General features: G+C 52.2%; 18 protein-coding genes. 7 read left to right on the forward strand and 11 right to left on the reverse strand.

What is annotated here, in order from left to right:
- Positions 1 to 6: 6 nt before the first annotated feature.
- From PJE062_RS07995 to PJE062_RS08005, 3 genes are read left to right on the forward strand one after another with little or no spacing between them, the layout of a single operon-like run.
- On the forward strand, positions 7 to 1,116 hold the full coding sequence (locus PJE062_RS07995; RefSeq protein ID WP_008548652.1) for a microcin C ABC transporter permease YejB: 1,110 nt from the start codon (positions 7 to 9) through the stop codon (positions 1,114 to 1,116).
- 6 nt (positions 1,117 to 1,122) lie between these two features.
- On the forward strand, positions 1,123 to 2,307 hold the full coding sequence (locus tag PJE062_RS08000) for an ABC transporter permease (protein ID WP_008548702.1): 1,185 nt from the start codon (positions 1,123 to 1,125) through the stop codon (positions 2,305 to 2,307).
- Positions 2,308 to 2,324: 17 nt separating this feature from the next.
- Complete coding sequence (locus PJE062_RS08005; protein WP_008548545.1) at positions 2,325 to 3,959, forward strand: ABC transporter ATP-binding protein; 1,635 nt, start codon at positions 2,325 to 2,327, stop codon at positions 3,957 to 3,959.
- 182 nt (positions 3,960 to 4,141) lie between these two features.
- On the opposite strand, the gene PJE062_RS08010 is transcribed toward PJE062_RS08005, so the two are convergent.
- The 7 genes from PJE062_RS08010 to PJE062_RS08040 form a co-directional block, all read right to left on the reverse strand.
- On the reverse strand, positions 4,142 to 4,474 hold the full coding sequence (locus PJE062_RS08010) for a hypothetical protein (protein WP_008548597.1): 333 nt from the start codon (positions 4,472 to 4,474) through the stop codon (positions 4,142 to 4,144).
- A gap of 128 nt (positions 4,475 to 4,602) precedes the next feature.
- The gene (locus PJE062_RS08015) at positions 4,603 to 5,064 is read right to left on the reverse strand and encodes an isoprenylcysteine carboxylmethyltransferase family protein (RefSeq protein ID WP_037036372.1); all 462 of its coding nucleotides are present in this window, start codon (positions 5,062 to 5,064) and stop codon (positions 4,603 to 4,605) included.
- Positions 5,065 to 5,107: 43 nt separating this feature from the next.
- Positions 5,108 to 5,719 carry a LysE family translocator gene (locus tag PJE062_RS08020; protein ID WP_008548798.1) on the reverse strand — a complete coding sequence of 204 codons (612 nt, stop codon included), beginning with the start codon at positions 5,717 to 5,719 and terminating at the stop codon, positions 5,108 to 5,110.
- Between the two features lie 144 nt (positions 5,720 to 5,863).
- The gene (gene ftsY / locus PJE062_RS08025; protein ID WP_008548273.1) at positions 5,864 to 7,417 is read right to left on the reverse strand and encodes a signal recognition particle-docking protein FtsY; all 1,554 of its coding nucleotides are present in this window, start codon (positions 7,415 to 7,417) and stop codon (positions 5,864 to 5,866) included.
- 30 nt (positions 7,418 to 7,447) lie between these two features.
- A complete protein-coding gene (gene mtaB / locus PJE062_RS08030) occupies positions 7,448 to 8,716 on the reverse strand; it encodes a tRNA (N(6)-L-threonylcarbamoyladenosine(37)-C(2))-methylthiotransferase MtaB (RefSeq protein ID WP_008548836.1) in 1,269 nt (422 codons plus the stop codon).
- Positions 8,713 to 9,636 (reverse strand): diaminopimelate epimerase, encoded by a 924-nt coding sequence (gene dapF / locus PJE062_RS08035; RefSeq protein ID WP_157039102.1) that lies wholly within the window; start codon positions 9,634 to 9,636, stop codon positions 8,713 to 8,715. The genes mtaB and dapF overlap by 4 nt, the downstream gene beginning before the upstream one ends.
- Before the next feature lie 134 nt (positions 9,637 to 9,770).
- Entirely contained in the window at positions 9,771 to 10,277 is a 507-nt protein-coding gene (locus tag PJE062_RS08040; RefSeq protein WP_371256240.1) for a L,D-transpeptidase, read from the reverse strand.
- A 265-nt stretch (positions 10,278 to 10,542) separates the two neighbouring features.
- On the opposite strand from PJE062_RS08040, the gene PJE062_RS08045 reads away from it, so the two are divergent.
- Complete coding sequence (locus tag PJE062_RS08045; RefSeq protein WP_008548237.1) at positions 10,543 to 11,226, forward strand: response regulator transcription factor; 684 nt, start codon at positions 10,543 to 10,545, stop codon at positions 11,224 to 11,226.
- A gap of 124 nt (positions 11,227 to 11,350) precedes the next feature.
- Complete coding sequence (locus PJE062_RS08050; protein ID WP_008548605.1) at positions 11,351 to 11,758, forward strand: cyclic nucleotide-binding domain-containing protein; 408 nt, start codon at positions 11,351 to 11,353, stop codon at positions 11,756 to 11,758.
- Between the two features lie 12 nt (positions 11,759 to 11,770).
- On the opposite strand, the gene PJE062_RS25980 is transcribed toward PJE062_RS08050, so the two are convergent.
- Positions 11,771 to 12,241 carry an Lrp/AsnC family transcriptional regulator gene (locus PJE062_RS25980; RefSeq protein ID WP_083793227.1) on the reverse strand — a complete coding sequence of 157 codons (471 nt, stop codon included), beginning with the start codon at positions 12,239 to 12,241 and terminating at the stop codon, positions 11,771 to 11,773.
- A 90-nt stretch (positions 12,242 to 12,331) separates the two neighbouring features.
- On the opposite strand from PJE062_RS25980, the gene PJE062_RS08060 reads away from it, so the two are divergent.
- The gene (locus PJE062_RS08060) at positions 12,332 to 12,955 is read left to right on the forward strand and encodes a LysE family translocator (protein ID WP_008548481.1); all 624 of its coding nucleotides are present in this window, start codon (positions 12,332 to 12,334) and stop codon (positions 12,953 to 12,955) included.
- 139 nt (positions 12,956 to 13,094) lie between these two features.
- Complete coding sequence (locus tag PJE062_RS08065; protein WP_008548541.1) at positions 13,095 to 13,772, forward strand: ankyrin repeat domain-containing protein; 678 nt, start codon at positions 13,095 to 13,097, stop codon at positions 13,770 to 13,772.
- Between the two features lie 18 nt (positions 13,773 to 13,790).
- Here PJE062_RS08065 and PJE062_RS08070 read toward each other — a convergent pair whose 3' ends face one another.
- From PJE062_RS08070 to argC, 3 genes are all read right to left on the reverse strand, one after another.
- Positions 13,791 to 14,354: a hypothetical protein gene (locus tag PJE062_RS08070; protein ID WP_208982217.1), complete on the reverse strand. Its 564-nt coding sequence runs from the start codon at positions 14,352 to 14,354 to the stop codon at positions 13,791 to 13,793.
- Positions 14,355 to 14,442: 88 nt separating this feature from the next.
- Positions 14,443 to 15,048: a 3-isopropylmalate dehydratase small subunit gene (gene leuD / locus PJE062_RS08075; RefSeq protein ID WP_008548815.1), complete on the reverse strand. Its 606-nt coding sequence runs from the start codon at positions 15,046 to 15,048 to the stop codon at positions 14,443 to 14,445.
- Positions 15,049 to 15,088: 40 nt separating this feature from the next.
- Positions 15,089 to 16,036, reverse strand: coding sequence for an N-acetyl-gamma-glutamyl-phosphate reductase (gene argC, locus PJE062_RS08080; protein ID WP_037036376.1), 948 nt, complete (start codon positions 16,034 to 16,036; stop codon positions 15,089 to 15,091).
- Positions 16,037 to 16,205 lie beyond the last annotated feature (169 nt).

Genomic DNA, 16,205 nt, shown 5'->3' on the forward strand with positions numbered 1-16,205 from the left:
AAGCCCATGGGCGCCTATATTCTGCGTAGATTGCTTTTGATGATCCCGACACTCATCGGTATCATGGCGATTAACTTTGTCATTATCCAGTTTGCACCGGGTGGACCAATTGAACAGGTCATCGCGCAGTTGCAAGGGGATAGTGTATCAGCAACCAGCCGCATCTCAGGTGGTGGCAGTGATTTTGGTAGCTCGGCTGCCGCCAATCAGGGCAGTGGAGACAGCGCAGGATCGAAGTATCGCGGTGCTCAGGGGCTTGATCCTGAATTCATCAAAGAGCTCGAAGCTCAGTTTGGTTTCGACAAACCACCGCTGGAACGCTTTGGCCGGATGATTTTGGATTACGCCACCTTCGATTTCGGGGAGAGCTACTTCCGCGATATTGCCGTTGTGGATCTGATCGTCGAAAAGCTCCCGGTTTCTATCTCGCTTGGCCTCTGGATGACGCTGATTTCCTATGGGATCTCTATCCCGCTGGGCATCCGTAAAGCAGTCAAGGATGGCACCTCGTTTGATGTCTGGACCTCCAGCATCATCATTGTGGGCTATGCAATTCCGGGCTTCCTCTTTGCAATCATGCTGATCGTTCTGTTTGCAGGTGGCTCCTTCTGGGACTTCTTCCCGCTCAGAGGCCTCACCTCGGAAGGCTGGAGCGATATGTCGTGGCCGGAACGTATCCTAGATTACTTCTGGCATCTGGTGCTGCCACTGACAGCAATGGCGCTCTCAGCCTTCGCGACAACAACCCTTTTGACTAAGAACTCCTTCCTGGACGAAATCAGAAAGCAGTATGTGCAAACCGCGCGTGCCAAGGGCCTGACAGAGCGTCAGGTGCTGTATGGTCATGTATTCCGCAATGCCATGCTTATCGTTGTTGCTGGCTTCCCAGGCGCGTTCATTTCAGCATTCTTTGCAGGCTCACTCCTCATCGAGACAATCTTCTCGCTGGATGGTCTAGGTTTGCTGGGCTTTGAATCTGCCCTCAATCGTGACTACGCAGTCATGTTTGCCACGCTCTATATCTTCTCGTTAATGGGCCTGATTGTGAATTTGGTTTCAGATCTCACCTACACGTGGATTGATCCCCGGATCGATTTTGAAAGCCGGGAGGTGTGACGAGCAATGGACACGCAACTCGAAAAACGCCTTCAGGATCAGGGCTACGAAACAATCAATCCACTGCCAGAGCAGACACAGCCGCCTGAAAAGAAGCAGAAGCTGTCTCCGCTCAATCAGCGCCGTCTGCAAAACTTCAAAGCCAACAAGCGCGGATACTGGTCTCTCTGGATCTTCCTCGTCCTGTTTGTGCTAACGCTCTGTGCCGAGTTCATCACGAATGATCGTCCGCTTTTAGTCTCCTATAAAGGCGAGCTGCTGTCACCGATCTTCGTGGACTACCCGGAAGAGAAGTTCGGTGGCTTCCTCGCAACCACTGACTATCGCGATCCGTTTATTCAGGAAGAGATTGAGGCCAATGGCTGGATGATCTGGCCGCCAATCCGCTACTCCTATCAAACAGTGAACAACGAGATCCCCGTTCCAGCACCAGCTCCTCCAAGCTGGATGATGGATAAGGAACAGCGCTGTGAGCGCTATCCGGATGGCGTGAACGATCCAAACTGCACCATCGGCAACTGGAACTGGCTTGGCACAGACGATCAGGGCCGCGATGTGCTTGCTCGTCTTGTCTACGGCTTCCGTATCTCTGTACTCTTTGGCCTGGCTCTTACATTAGCCTCGTCTGTCATCGGTATCGGCGCTGGTGCTGTGCAGGGCTTTTACGGTGGTTGGGTTGACCTTGGTTTCCAGCGTTTCATTGAAATCTGGACCGCAATGCCGACGCTCTACCTCATTCTGATCATATCCTCGGTATTGACGCCGGGCTTCTGGATCTTGTTCTCAATCCTGCTCGCATTCTCATGGGTCGCGTTGGTCGGTGTTGTCCGTGCAGAGTTCCTGCGAGGACGAAACTTTGAGTACATCTCCGCAGCACGTGCGCTGGGCGTCTCCAACGGGACGATCATGCGCCGTCACTTACTGCCAAATGCGATGGTAGCAACACTCACCTTCATGCCGTTCATCCTGAACGGGTCTATCTCCACGCTGACTGCGCTCGACTTCCTCGGCTTCGGTCTGCCTCCGGGATCAGCCTCACTGGGTGAACTGCTCAAGCAAGGCAAGAACAACCTTCAGGCACCATGGCTTGGCATGACAGGCTTCTTTGTTCTGTCCATCATGCTCAGCCTGCTGATCTTCATTGGTGAAGCCGTTCGCGATGCCTTTGATCCACGCAAAACGATGAACTGAAGAAGGGAGGATCGCATATGACCGATAATCAAACGCTCCTCTCTGTTGAGGATCTGTCCATCGCCTTCCATCAGGGCGAGAAAACAAACCTCGCCGTTGATCAGATCTCTTTTGAGATCAGGAAAGGTGAGACTGTTGCACTGGTGGGAGAGAGTGGCTCAGGCAAATCCGTGTCGGCTTTGTCAGTGCTTAAGCTTCTACCATACCCGTCTGCCAGCCATCCAACGGGCAAGATTGTCTATCAGGGTGAAGACCTGATTGCAGCGTCCGAAAGCGAAATGCGCCATGTACGCGGTAACAAGATCTCCATGATCTTTCAGGAGCCAATGAGCTCTCTGAACCCGCTACACACCATTGAGCAGCAGATTGCGGAGATCCTGAAGATCCACCGTGGTCTGGGCGATACAAACGCCAGAAAGCGCGTTCTGGAGCTCCTGCATCAGGTTGGCATCCCGAACCCGGAAGAGCGCCTGAAGTCCTATCCGCATCAGCTCTCTGGTGGTCAACGCCAGCGTGTCATGATCGCCATGGCACTGGCAAACGAGCCGGACTTGCTGATTGCGGATGAACCAACAACTGCACTTGATGTGACGGTTCAGGCACAAATTCTGCAGTTGCTGAAGGACTTGCAGAAGAGTACCGGCATGGCCATGCTCTTCATCACGCATGACCTTGGCATCGTGCGACGGATCTCAGATCGCGTCTGCGTGATGACACAGGGCAAGATCGTAGAGCAGGGCAACACCGAAGATATCTTCGAGACCCCCAAACACGAGTACACTCAGCACCTGTTGGCTGCTGAACCAAAGGGCCATCCACCCGCTGGTGATACCAGTCAGCCGATTATTGTCGAAGCGAAAGACCTCAAAGTCTGGTTCCCGGTCAAACGCGGCTTCCTGCGTAAAACCGTTAGCCACATCAAGGCTGTCGATGGCATCGACGTGACTGTGCGTGCCGGGCAGACACTTGGCATCGTGGGAGAGAGTGGATCGGGCAAAACCACGCTCGGCCTCGCGATCCTGCGTATGATCTCCTCAAATGGTCGCATCAGCTTCAACGGCTCGGATATTCAGGAGCATTCCTGGAAGCAAATGCGTCCGCTCCGCCGAGACATGCAGATCGTGTTCCAGGATCCGTTCGGCTCTTTGTCGCCACGCATGTCAGTTTCTGAGATTGTTGGTGAAGGCCTCAAGATCCATATGCCGGATCTTTCTGCTAAAGAGCGTGAAGCCAAGGTTGCTGCGGCACTGGAAGAGGTGGGGCTGGATGCTGCCACTCGTTTCCGTTACCCGCATGAGTTCTCCGGTGGTCAGCGCCAACGCATCTCCATCGCGCGGGCTATGGTGCTGGAACCAAAGTTCGTGATGCTGGACGAGCCAACTTCAGCGCTGGACATGAGCGTGCAGGCACAGGTAGTGGACCTGCTGCGTGACCTTCAGAAAGCGCACGGGCTGGCCTATCTGTTCATCTCGCACGATCTCAAGGTCGTTCGTGCTCTCGCCAACGACGTGGTGGTTATGCAGCATGGCAAAGTGATGGAGGCAGGGACGTCAGATGAAGTCTTCGATAACCCGCAGACGGATTACACCAAGGCCCTCATGGCTGCAGCGTTCCGTATGGAAGCCATCGAAGGCGGCGTGATCAGTACATAGTTCGCAGACTTAGAACACAAAAGTATCCATGGCCGAGCTCTCGGCCATGGTCGTTCCGGATAGAATGCTTAGAAGCGGAACCTACAGCGTATCGCCGAAAAGTGGGAACCGGTTTGCGGATAAAGATACGCAAATACAATAACTAAAGCAGTTCCAGCGTTTCAGCTTCAACGCGATCTGCTTTAAGTTCCAACGACAATATCCTTGCCAACTTTAAGCGTAACCTTGCCACTCGCTTCCATCAGCTGAATGGGTGTCCGCTTAGCAGCTTCTTTGAGCGCTTTTGTAAAGCCACCGTCGCCCTTTAGAGACTCGGCCTTGAAGTTTTTGATTTTGGAGTCGTTGTTCACTTCATCCAGAAACTTGGTCTCGGCGCGCTTCTTCTTCTGGTTCAGCTCTTTCATGAAAGCGTCTTCGGTCTTTTCGTCAACCTTGGCTTTCTTCAGTGCAGCTTTGATTTTGCTGGTTTCTTTGTAGACCTGATCGATATCATCGAACTTCATTAGAACGGCCATCAGGATCTCCCTCTTGTTGTTTTCTTGGATCAACGGCCAGTATCACGCTAGGGACACTACTTGCGCATTCTTACCATAGGGTAACAAAAGGGAGTGGAGGTTGAAGCATCTGCCTCGACAGCTGTCAGCTACATCCAGCGGCGGACGCGTGCTTTGTAATCCAGATAGTCTTTGCCGAAGTTCTCCTCCAAAATGGCTTCTTCCGGCTTGATCTGAAAGGCTGTGATGTAAACCGCAAACCCCAGAGCAACCGGAATCGCAAACAGGTTGCCCTGAAAGACTGCCCAGCCCAGCAGAATGAACTGCAGGCCCAGATACATCGGGTTTCGGGTCTTGGAGTATATCCCATCAGAAACGATGGCACTTGCATTCTCAGGATGGGATGGACTGGTTGTCGTCCGGGCCCGTCGAAATTCGGAGAGGCCGGTCGCGCCAAAATAGCCGCCAGCTCCAATACCAATCACGAGAAAGGCTGTCTCTGCACCGTGCAGATTGATGTCTCCGGGTAGAAGCAGAGCAACCAGCCAGATAAGAACCGCAAAGCCAGCAAAAACCATAACCGGCGGGAACCTGAGTTTTAGATTATCCATTGTGTTCCAGTAGTTTGTCTTTTCAGAATTGCAGCTCGCTGTGTCAGCTCTCAGAGAGTGCCAGCTTCACACCAAGAGCGCCAAACGTAGCTGCAAAGCCCCGCTTAAGCCAAGCCATAACTTTTGGGCGGTTGATCACATAATCGCGCGCAAGCGATGCCATGGCTCCATAAGCAATGAAGACGATAAAGGTCAGCAGCATAAACACAAATGCATGAAGCAGCAGAGCGTAGGTCGCATTTTCACTACCAGGAGAAACAAACTGAGGCAGGAACGCAAGGAAAAACAAGGAGAGCTTAGGGTTCAGAACATTGAGCAGAATGCCATCAAGAGCAGTGCGATACAGCGTCCGCTCACGTTTCTCATCATTCACTTCCAACGCACCGCCACTGCGCAGAATGCTCCAAGACATGTAGAGCAGGTAAGCAACGCCGAGATACTTGAGAACCTGATAGGCAAGGGCACTGCTGTGAAAGATGGCTGCAAGGCCAACAATACTAGCTAAGGCAGCTGGAACAATACCAAGCGTACAGCCCAAGGCAGCGGCAACACTCGGTCTCAGCCCTTTGCCGAGGCCAATCGCGATTGTGTATAGAACGCCAGTGCCGGGTAGCAGAACAACAATGAGGGAAGTCAGAAGATACTCAAGAGTCATTGGAAGGCTCGTAATTGATAGGGGAGGCAATTAAGCTGCCAGTCTACCCGATAGTGCGAGCCTGTCTATTGAGCTCCGTGAAATTTGTAGAAACCAGATAGGAGTGGAAAGGCAACTTGCGCCTTTCCGAGTCTTTTCACTAGCTTAGTTCAGCTCGTCGTCTTTACCAGCAATAGCAGCTGCGAAGTCTTTTGCGGAGAATGGCTCAAGGTCGTCAACGCCTTCACCGACACCGATGAAGTGCACCGGTAGGCCATACTTACGGGCAATTGCGACCAGAATACCGCCGCGCGCTGTGCCGTCCAACTTGGTCATCACCAACCCGGTCACGCCAGCAACCTTGCCGAAGATCTCAACCTGAGACAGGGCATTCTGGCCAGTAGTCGCGTCGAGTGTCAGCAGAGTAGTATGCGGTGCATCTGGAACACGCTTGCGGATCACGCGAATGATCTTCTCAAGCTCGTCCATCAGCTCAGCTTTGTTCTGCAAACGGCCAGCGGTATCGATCAGCAGTACGTCTGTGTCGTTGCTGAGAGCCGCATCAACCGCATCATAAGCAAGCCCGGCGGCATCTGCGCCAGTATCGCGTGCAACAACTTCAGCGCCGGTGCGCTGGCCCCAAACCTTCAGTTGCTCAACGGCTGCCGCGCGGAAAGTATCGCCCGCTGCAAGCATAACCTTCTTGCCCTGCTCATGAAGCAGAGAAGACAGCTTACCGATTGTGGTGGTTTTCCCCGTGCCGTTCACACCCACCATCAGCACGATGTGCGGTTTGTGGCCGATGTTGAGGTCCAGTGGTTTGGCAACAGGCTCAAGAACGCTTTCAATCTCATCAGCAAGAATAGCGCGAACTTCTTCGCCTGAAATTTCCTTGTCATAACGACCGTCAGAAACACGATCCGTAATCGCGATTGCAGTGTCTATGCCAAGGTCTGCCTGAATTAAGATGTCTTCCAGCTCTTCAAGCGTATCCGCATCCAGCTTGCGCTTGGTGAAGATAGAGCTGATGCCTTCTGTCAGTGCATTTGAGGAACGGGAAAGCCCAGCTTTAAGACGCTGGAACCAGCTTTTTTTTACTGGAAGATCTTCGCCAGTTTCCTCAGTTCCCGGAGTTTCTCCAGTCTCTTCAGCCGATCCGCTCTCTTCGATCTCTCGACCTTCTTCACCTGCTCCTGCGTCTCCGTGCTCCCGAACACTTTCAGAGCTTCCTGCTTCTTCAGGTCCTTCCTCTGTTCCTGATGCTTCAGTGATCTCATGTGTGAGAACCGGTCGTTCATCGGCAGTATCCTCAGCGACGGGCACAGCATCATCGCTGACCTTAGGGGAAAGTATATCTTGCTCGGGATGAGAGTCTGCTGAATTTTCCTCAGTCAGATCGTCGGTGTCCAGATATGCAGTCTCTTCGAGGGCTTTGGTTTCAGTCTCATTCAAATCATGAGGCTTCTCAGAAGCTTCCTCTTCAACTGCTGCTCCAGTCTCTGAAACAAGCTCTGGATTTTCCAGATCAAGAGTTTCATCTGCGACCGCTTCAGCTGTTTCTTCGAGGCCTTTTACAGGGTCAAGCGGAACGGATTGAACGCCTTCAAGAGACTCACGCAGCTCTGCACTATCAGGTGCTTTTTGCTCCTGCTCGCTCTGTGTTTCTTCTGAAGAACCGCCAAATAGGCGACTGAAAAAACCGCGCTTCTTTTCGCTCATGCCGGAAAGATACCTTTGAAATGTAAAAGCTTAAGCTGCTTTGCCAATTGGTTCTGCAATCAGATGTCTCTCGGTATGCCCTGTAATGCGTGCGGAGACAAGACTTCCGGCGATATTCGCATCCAGTTCAACCTGAGTAAATTGCTCAGTACGACCAAGCCCTTCACGCTCAATCAAAATCTCGCGCTTCTTACCCACTTCAGCGCGCAAGTGCGCCAGCAGAGCTTCCTGCCCTTTGATACGAAGGCGCGCAGCGCGCTCTTTGATGATCTTGCGATCTAGCTGAGGCATGCGTGCAGCAGGAGTGCCCGGGCGAGGAGAGAATGGGAACACATGCAGATGTGTCAGGCCACATTCATCAACAATGCGCAGCGTATTTTCAAACATCTCGTCGGTTTCGGTCGGGAAACCAGCAATGATGTCAGCACCAAACACAACATCAGGACGCATCTTGCGCACATCTTCGCAGAAGCGAATGGTGTCCTCACGGGAGTGACGACGCTTCATGCGCTTCAGGATCATGTTGTCGCCAGCCTGTAGAGAAAGGTGCAGGTGTGACATCAGACGATGATCATGCGCGATCACTTCCATCAGCTCATCATCTGCTTCAATGCTGTCGATAGAGGACAGGCGCAGGCGCTTGAGGTCCGGAATAAGCTTCAGGATTTTGGCACAGAGCGTACCCAACTTTGGCTCGCCCGGCAGGTCAGCTCCGTAAGAGGTGATATCAACGCCGGTCAGAACGATTTCGCCATAACCATTGTCGACTAGGCGTTTGATCTGGTCGATCACCACACCCATTGGTACGGAACGAGAGTTTCCGCGACCATAAGGGATGATGCAGAAGGTGCAGCGGTGGTCACAGCCGTTCTGAACCTGAACAAATGCACGGGAGCGTCCTTCCAGCCCATCAATCAGATGGCCCGCGGTCTCGCGCACGCTCATAATGTCGTTGACGCGAACCTTCTCGGTTTCTTCAATGCCAAATTGAGCGACGCGGCCATAAGAGGCGCGCTCCAGTTTTTCGGAGTTTCCAAGAACCAGATCCACTTCGCCCATTTCAGCAAAGGTTTCGGCTTCAGTTTGTGCTGCGCATCCAGTTACTATGATGCGTGCATTTGGATTCTCACGGCGTGTTTTACGAATAGTTTGTCGTGCTTGGCGGACAGCTTCGTTGGTCACGGCACACGTGTTGATCAGCACAGCATCTTTAAGGCCAGCGGCCTCCGCTTCGCTCTTCATCACTTCCGACTCATATGCGTTCAGTCGGCAGCCGAATGTCACAACATCAATGCTCACTGCGTAGGCTCCATTGCCGCGTCCCCCGAAGCGGTCTTTGTGTAGGCGAGGGTGTCGAGATTAAGCTCGCCCTCAAATTCAATTGCGGTTTCACCGGTCATCATGATGTGGTCGTTGTCCTCACGCCACTCAATACCCAGTGGTCCTCCCGGCAAGTGGACGGTGCACTTGCGTGCAGCCCGGCCAGTACGCGCTGCAGCAACACCAGTTGCGCAGGCTGCGGTGCCACAGGCTCGCGTCAAGCCAACACCACGTTCCCAGACCTTCAGGCGGATTTCGTTTTCGCCGATAATCTGAGCAAGGGAGATATTCGCCTTTTCAGGGAACATCGGATGACACTCAAGCAGTGGTCCAAATCGCTCAAGGTCATGGGCTTCAATATCATCCACCCAGAAAATTGCATGCGGATTACCAACATTCACAACGCTTGGTGAGTGCAATACCGGTGCATCAATTGGCCCGATCTGCAACTCAATAGCGCGCGTATCAGCAAACTCTTCGGCAAGCGGAATCTGGTCCCACTCAAGGCGAGGCCTGCCCATATCAACGCTCACCAGCGTTTCACTGTCAGAAGCATGCGCAATCAGCAAGCCAGCGTTGGTCTGAATGGTCACACTTGGAGTGCCAGCCTCACCCATTAGCAGACGGCCAATGCAGCGTGTTGCGTTACCGCAAGCATCAACTTCACTGCCATCGCGATTATGGATGCGCATAAAAGCATAAGCATCGGAACTTGCAGGCTCGACCGTAATCATCTGGTCAAAGCCGATACCCTTTTCCCGGTCTCCGATAGTCGCGATTTGCGCCGGAGTTAAGACAATCTTTTTCTCGCGGCTGTCAAACACCACGAAGTCATTGCCTAAACCGTTCATTTTCAAAAAGGGAACCAGCGTATCCGCCATGAGCTTGCTTCCATTCATGCGTAATCCGTCAAGAAGGCACTATATGGAGTAAATTACTTTAGATTACTAGGGAAAATGCAGGGAAAAGCCTCCCCTGAGACAATTGAGAGGCCAGCTTTAAAGCCTCCCTAATCGAATCCTCTGGTTTTGCACTATTCCGCACAGACTTCGAGCACATCCCCGGGAGCCATTTCCTTCAGAATCTCTCGCATCACTTCAGGATAAACAGCGACACATCCCTCCGTTGGCAGGAAGCCTTCACGTGCGACGTGAAAGAAGATTGCACTGCCTTCGCCTTTCACCGCCGGGTACATATTACAATCCAGCACGACAACGATGTCATAAAGGTGATCATCCCGCCACATCTTCTCGTGGCTCGGTTCAAAGGGCAGATCGACTGGGCGGTTATAAAGAGCATCCTTGGGAGAATCACACCATCCATCACTCTGAGATATCGGCGAAACCGGCAGATAGGTCACTGGACACGACCCGCGATCAGCTCGGTAATACACATTCAGCAGTTCAAAACGTCCAATCGGCGTCGCACCATCGCCTTCGTGCTTTGTGTGCGTCAAACCGGACCTTCCCAGTGCACACGCAAATGTTACCGCACCCAAAGTCAACGTTCCTGTGTGAGGCTCGTTACCTGTATGCCGCACAAATAGGGTCTTTTGGGTCTTTTTAAGTAACTTTGCGGGGGGAGTGGGTACTGCGAGAGGGAGCATTGATGAACCTGTTGTCCTGCGGAAAACACCGGGAGAAACACTCCCAAATAAAGCGGGGGTCACTTACGCGTGAAGGAGATTTTACGAAAAACTTTGAGATTTACCACGTTTTTGCTCGCCTTTTTTTCGGCAACCCTTCATGTATTTATGTGAGATAAGTTTTAGGGCTAGCACCAAAGATTGGTGATTGGGTGAGAATATGACTGCACGTAAAATTCTGCTTGTAGATGACGATAACGATCTGCGCGAAGCGCTTGTTGAGCAGCTGTCGCTTTATGATGAATTTGAAACCACTCAAGCAGACAGTGCTGCTGCTGGCATCAAAAAAGCAAAAGAAGATCACTTTGACCTCGTTTTGATGGATGTTGGTCTGCCAGACATCGATGGCCGTGAAGCTGTAAAGCTGCTGCGCAAAGCAGGCTTTGGCGCTCCTGTCATCATGCTGACCGGTCATGATACTGACAGTGACACCATTCTTGGTTTGGAAGCTGGCGCAAATGACTACGTCACCAAGCCATTCAAGTTCGCTGTTCTGCTCGCTCGTATCCGTGCGCATCTGCGTCAGCACGAGCAGAGCGAAGATGCTGTGTTCACCATTGGCCGTTACTCTTTCCAGCCAGCTGCAAAGTCCATGCAGGACGATAATGGCACGAAGGTTCGTCTGACCGAAAAAGAGACTTCCATCCTGAAGTTCCTCTACCGTGCAGGTGAAAAGCCAGTAACACGCGACGTGCTGCTGCATGAGGTATGGGGTTACAACTCCGGCGTTACCACTCACACGCTGGAAACCCACATCTACCGTCTGCGCCAGAAAATTGAGCGTGATCCGTCCAATGCGGAGCTGCTCGTGACAGAAGCTGGTGGATATAAGCTTGTGCCTTGAGGCATAAGCGGCTAATTCAAGAACTATGAGTCTAGCCCGCGACATTGAAATCTTAAGACGCGTTCCACTCCTCTCGCAATTTACAGAGGACCAGCTGCGCCTGCTCGCCTTCAGTGCGGAAACCATGCAGGTGTCAAAAGGTGGAACCGTTTTTAATGAAGGTGAGCGGGCAGACGGCGGCATCGTGCTGACAATTGGCAAGGTGCAGCTTGAGACCGGGATGGGGCGCGACTCGCGTCCCCGCGGCACTTATGGCCCCGGCACTTTATTTGGCGAAAACGCTCTGATGGCTGAAGGCAAACGCCCAGCCCGCGCAGTTGCTCTCGAAAACTGTGAGCTGATCCGCATTCGCCGCGCACTCTTCTCCCGCATGCTTCAGGAATTTCCTGAAACTGCTCGCAAGCTTTACGTCGATAAAGCAAACGAGTTCACCACCGCAGCCGCTGCTTTGGCGCGCGTTGGCCGAAAGCTGGATGAAGTGGACGCTCTCAACGAACGTCATAAGCAAGAAGTCGCGGCAAAGCGCAGCTAAAACACAAGCTAACTAAAGCGGCTTTTGCACTCTGCTCTCTTTAAAATCATAGACAATCGAGCTTTCAATCTTGGTGATGTAAGCCCGTTTCGTGAACTTCTCAAAGGCAAGGCTTTTCAGATGATCGATATCGCGCACACGTAGATGCGCAATGATATCGTAAACCCCACTGATCAGCGTGACCGATTTCACTTCCGGTAGCCCGACCACCTCCTGCATGAACTCCTCCACCAAAAGAGCCTCGTGCCGGTCCAGCTGTATGAAGAACATAGCCTCAAACCCAACGCCATAGGCCTTCGGGTCCACAACAGCGTGGCTGCTCTTTAAAATGCCACTGTCTTTCAATCGCTTAATGCGTTCATGACAAGCCGATGGACTGAGATTTATCTCCGCTGCGACCTGTTTATTGGGTAGGAGTGCATTATTCTGCAAAATCTCCAATATAGCGAAGTCTGTTCGGTCTAGGTGGGCGTATGAGTTCATTTTTCGGAATCTATTCGATATTCTGAAGGTGGTGGCAGGAGTATATTCGGAGAAAATTTGGAATAAAACCCCCGCAAGAATTTACTCCCAATGGCAGCGAATACTCTCCTTTTTCTCATCACCATTCTCAGTCTGATCATCGTTCCTGGTCCGGATATGCTCTACGTGACCAGCCGCGCTCTCGCGAGCGGTCGCCCCGCCGCTCTGAAGGCATCTCTCGGTATCTCAGCTGGATACCTTGTGTTCACTGTGCTGGTTGCTGCCGGTTTCCAGTCCCTCTTCCTTGCAGAACCAAGGCTGTTTCAGGCAATCCGCTGGATGGGTCTGGCCTACCTTATGTATCTGGCCTATCGCTTGTTTTTTGCTGGCGGTATGTGGACCTCCGAAGAAGAACAGCAAGCACCGGCTGAGACCAACGATCTGAAGTTCGGCTTCCTGACCAGCCTGCTCAACCCTAAGGGCATGCTCTTCTACTTCTCTTTACTGCCGCAGTTTTATGTGCCTGAGGTCATGCCATTCTGGGTCTATGCATTGATCTTCGGCATGGTTGCCAGCCTTCTCTGCCTGATTGTCTACTATGGCGTCGGCAGCCTCGTATCCGGCCCTGCACGCCTATGGCTCGCAAACAGCAACAATGGCAAACGCGTCTCTATGCTCGCCAGTCTCTGCGTCTTCGCCGTTGGCATCTCCATGGTCGTTGCTGATATGGCCTAAAGCCATCTGCACGAACATGTGAAAAGCACACGGCCTATAAAGCCACAAGCTTGTGATATGACTGCATGATGCCCTCATGCAGTCATAGTTTGCCGCTTTGACTGAGATGGAACAGCTCGCTCAAAGAGGAAGCCCTTCGATGCCAAGCTCACTCACCAAAGCACTCGCAAGCTCTGCCTTGGCAATGCTGTTGGCAGTTGCAGCACCAAGCACCTCTGTGCTTGCGCAGAACACTTCACCAGAAGAGTTCTTTGCCGCAGTCAAAGCGAAAGATCTGAGGAAGCTGGATCAAATCGCTCAAGCTGGAAGCTCATTGGATCTTCGCAATGAAGAAGGCGATACAGCAATCATCATCGCCGCACGGCGTGGTGATCTCGCATTGCTTGAACATCTGGTCAAGCTTGGAGCGGATATCAACCTGCAAGATGCCAATAAGCGTGATGTCCTGAACATCGCGATCACGACGCGAAACCCAGACTTAGCCCGACGCGCTCTGGATCTGGGCATCGATCCTGCGATGGTTACATCTGTCTATGAAGGATCAGCACTGATCTATGGCAGCCATCAGGGCGCGGTCGAAATTGTGTCCATGCTGATTGACGCGGGTGCGCCTCTAGACCACGTCAACAACCTCGGTTGGACTGCCCTTCTAGAGGCAACCATCCTAGGTGATGGCAGCGAGCCCTATCAGGCAATCGTCGAAAAGCTGGTTGATGCCGGCGCCAGCAAAACTATTGCCGACCGTAACGGCAACCTTCCAATCGACCACGCCCGAAACAAAGGCCACACGGAGATTGTGGAGTTGCTGGAAGACTAGTGCGAGCTGAGGGAGACGTTATTGAAATGTCGGATTGCGCTGACTTTCTGCTTCCTGCAGTAGTCGCTCCCAACTTGCCCGCGCTTTGGAACTAGGCTTTTCCTTAGATATTCTTATAAGCAACTCCTGAAACCGTCTCTGTTTAGAAATCTCAAGAACTGATAAGGGATTTCCATCGACCTTGATCTCAGGACTGTCCTTGAAGTGTTCGATTGTATCTACATGAGCTTCTAAGCGTTGGGTCAGCTCTCTGATGGTTAGTCCGGTTGCTTTTTGTATAGCGATCCGAAAATCATCAACTGCTTCATGGGAGCGATCAAGATGACTTTGAGCAATTCCGCGTTCCAAGTACAAAATAGCCAGCTTTTGCTCCTCAGAACTGACGAAGCTGTTCCAGAACTCTAGTTTAAGAGCAATATTGCAAGCACGAACCTTTCTTACTTCTGAGATCTCAGGCTTTCTACAGGTTCCTGCAAAAATGCTGGAAGTGAAACCTGCAATCCAGACTGACAGAAGCAAAATCACTAAGCCCAACGTGAGCGGCCATTTGAATGAGAAGCCTGTAGCGGTATCTTTGCTCACCTAACTCTCCGAGCCTGCCTTGTGAGCTTTCCATATAGCAAGGGCGCCACGAGGGCGCCCTGAAAAACTTTGAAAACTTCTGATTTAATCAGTGCCAAGGATGGCTCAGTTCCAGCTTGTCTTCGTAGCTGTTGATGTGCTGGGTCTTCTCGAAGGTCTGACCGATATCATCAAGGCCGTTCAGCAGGCAGTGCTTGCGGTGTGGATCCAGGTCGAATTTGATCGCACCACCGTCTGGGCCACGAACTTCCTGCTCTTCCAGATCAACAGTCAGAGTCGCGTTTGCACCGCGGGAAGCATCGTCCATCAGCTTGTCGAGGTCTTCCTGGCTTACAATGATTGGCAGAATGCCGTTCTTGAAGCAGTTGTTGTAGAAGATGTCAGCAAAGCTGGTGGAGATTACACAGCGGATACCGAAGTCCAGCAGCGCCCATGGAGCATGCTCACGGGAAGAACCGCAGCCGAAGTTATCGCCAGCAACGAGGATCTGAGCTTTCTCATAGCTTGGCTTGTTCAGCACGAACTCTTCGTTCTTGGAGCCGTCGTCGTTGGTGCGCATCTCATGGAAAAGTGCAGTGCCAAGGCCCGAACGCTTGATGGTTTTCAAAAACTGCTTCGGGATGATCATATCGGTGTCGATGTTGACCAACGGCAAAGGTGCAGCAACGCCTGTCAGTACTGTAAACTTTTCCATGGAATACTCTCCTCGGATCTCTGGAATTCTCTAATTTTTCTTAGGCAACAGCGAGGTCGATGCTCTCGTTCAGGCCCATCATAATATTCAGGTTTTGGACAGCTGCCCCAGAAGCGCCCTTACCAAGGTTGTCGTAGATAGCAACCAACAGAGCCTGGTGCCGATCGTCGTTGGCAAACACGTGCAACTGCATTTTGTTGGTGCCGTTGAACATCTCTGGGCTCAGGTCTTCGATTGCATTCACGCTCTCAAGCGGAGCCACTTCCACATCACCAGCAACGCTGGAGAAATGGTCAGCAAGCGCTTCGTGCAGGTCTTTGCCAGTTGGAGCGTTGCGAAGCTGCCCGAGCTGCAACGGCACAAATGTCATCATGCCCTGTGCGTAGTTGCCAACTGCAGGCTGGAACAAAGGAGCATGAGCAAGGTCAGCGTAGAACTGCATCTCTGGCAGGTGCTTGTGACCGAACTGCAAACCATATGGCCAGTAAGAGGACGCCTTATCGTTGCCTTCGTACTTTTCGATCATCTGACGACCACCACCGGTGTACCCGGAAATCGCATTCACAGTGAACGCATGGGTGGATGGGATGAGGCCAGCTTCAAGCAACGGACGAATAGTTGCGATCACACCCTGAGGGTAACAACCCGGATTTGATACAAAACGTGCCTTGGAGATGATCTCCGCCTGATCCTTTGTCATCTCAGGGAAGCCATAGGCCCACTCTGGATTAACACGATGCGCGGAAGAGGCATCAATCACACGGGTGCTGTCGTTGGTAATGAGCGAGACGCTCTCCAGTGCAGCTGCATCAGGCAGGCACAGAATTGCAACATCAGCAGAATTCAAAAGCTCAGCACGTGCGTCCAGTTCCTTGCGGCGCTCTGGAGTGATGCTTAGGATTTCAATGTCACGGCGCCCAGCCAAACGCTCGCGGATCTGCAGACCCGTAGTTCCGGCTTCTCCATCAATGAACACGCGCACCGACATTTTTGACTCCTTGGAGCTTGTAGTTGGAATAGGTTCAGGGGTTGTACAACGTCCATCACCCATTGTCACAGAATAGGGTGCGTTTTTTTAGACCTCTGTCCTCAATTGGCAGTTGAGGGAGGCTCAAGCAACCAGAGGTTCGCCGGGCGGGCTTTTCGAATATTACAAG

The sequence above is a fragment of the Pseudovibrio sp. JE062 genome, assembly GCF_000156235.1.
In the GTDB taxonomy this organism is placed as follows: Bacteria; Pseudomonadota; Alphaproteobacteria; order Rhizobiales; family Stappiaceae; genus Pseudovibrio.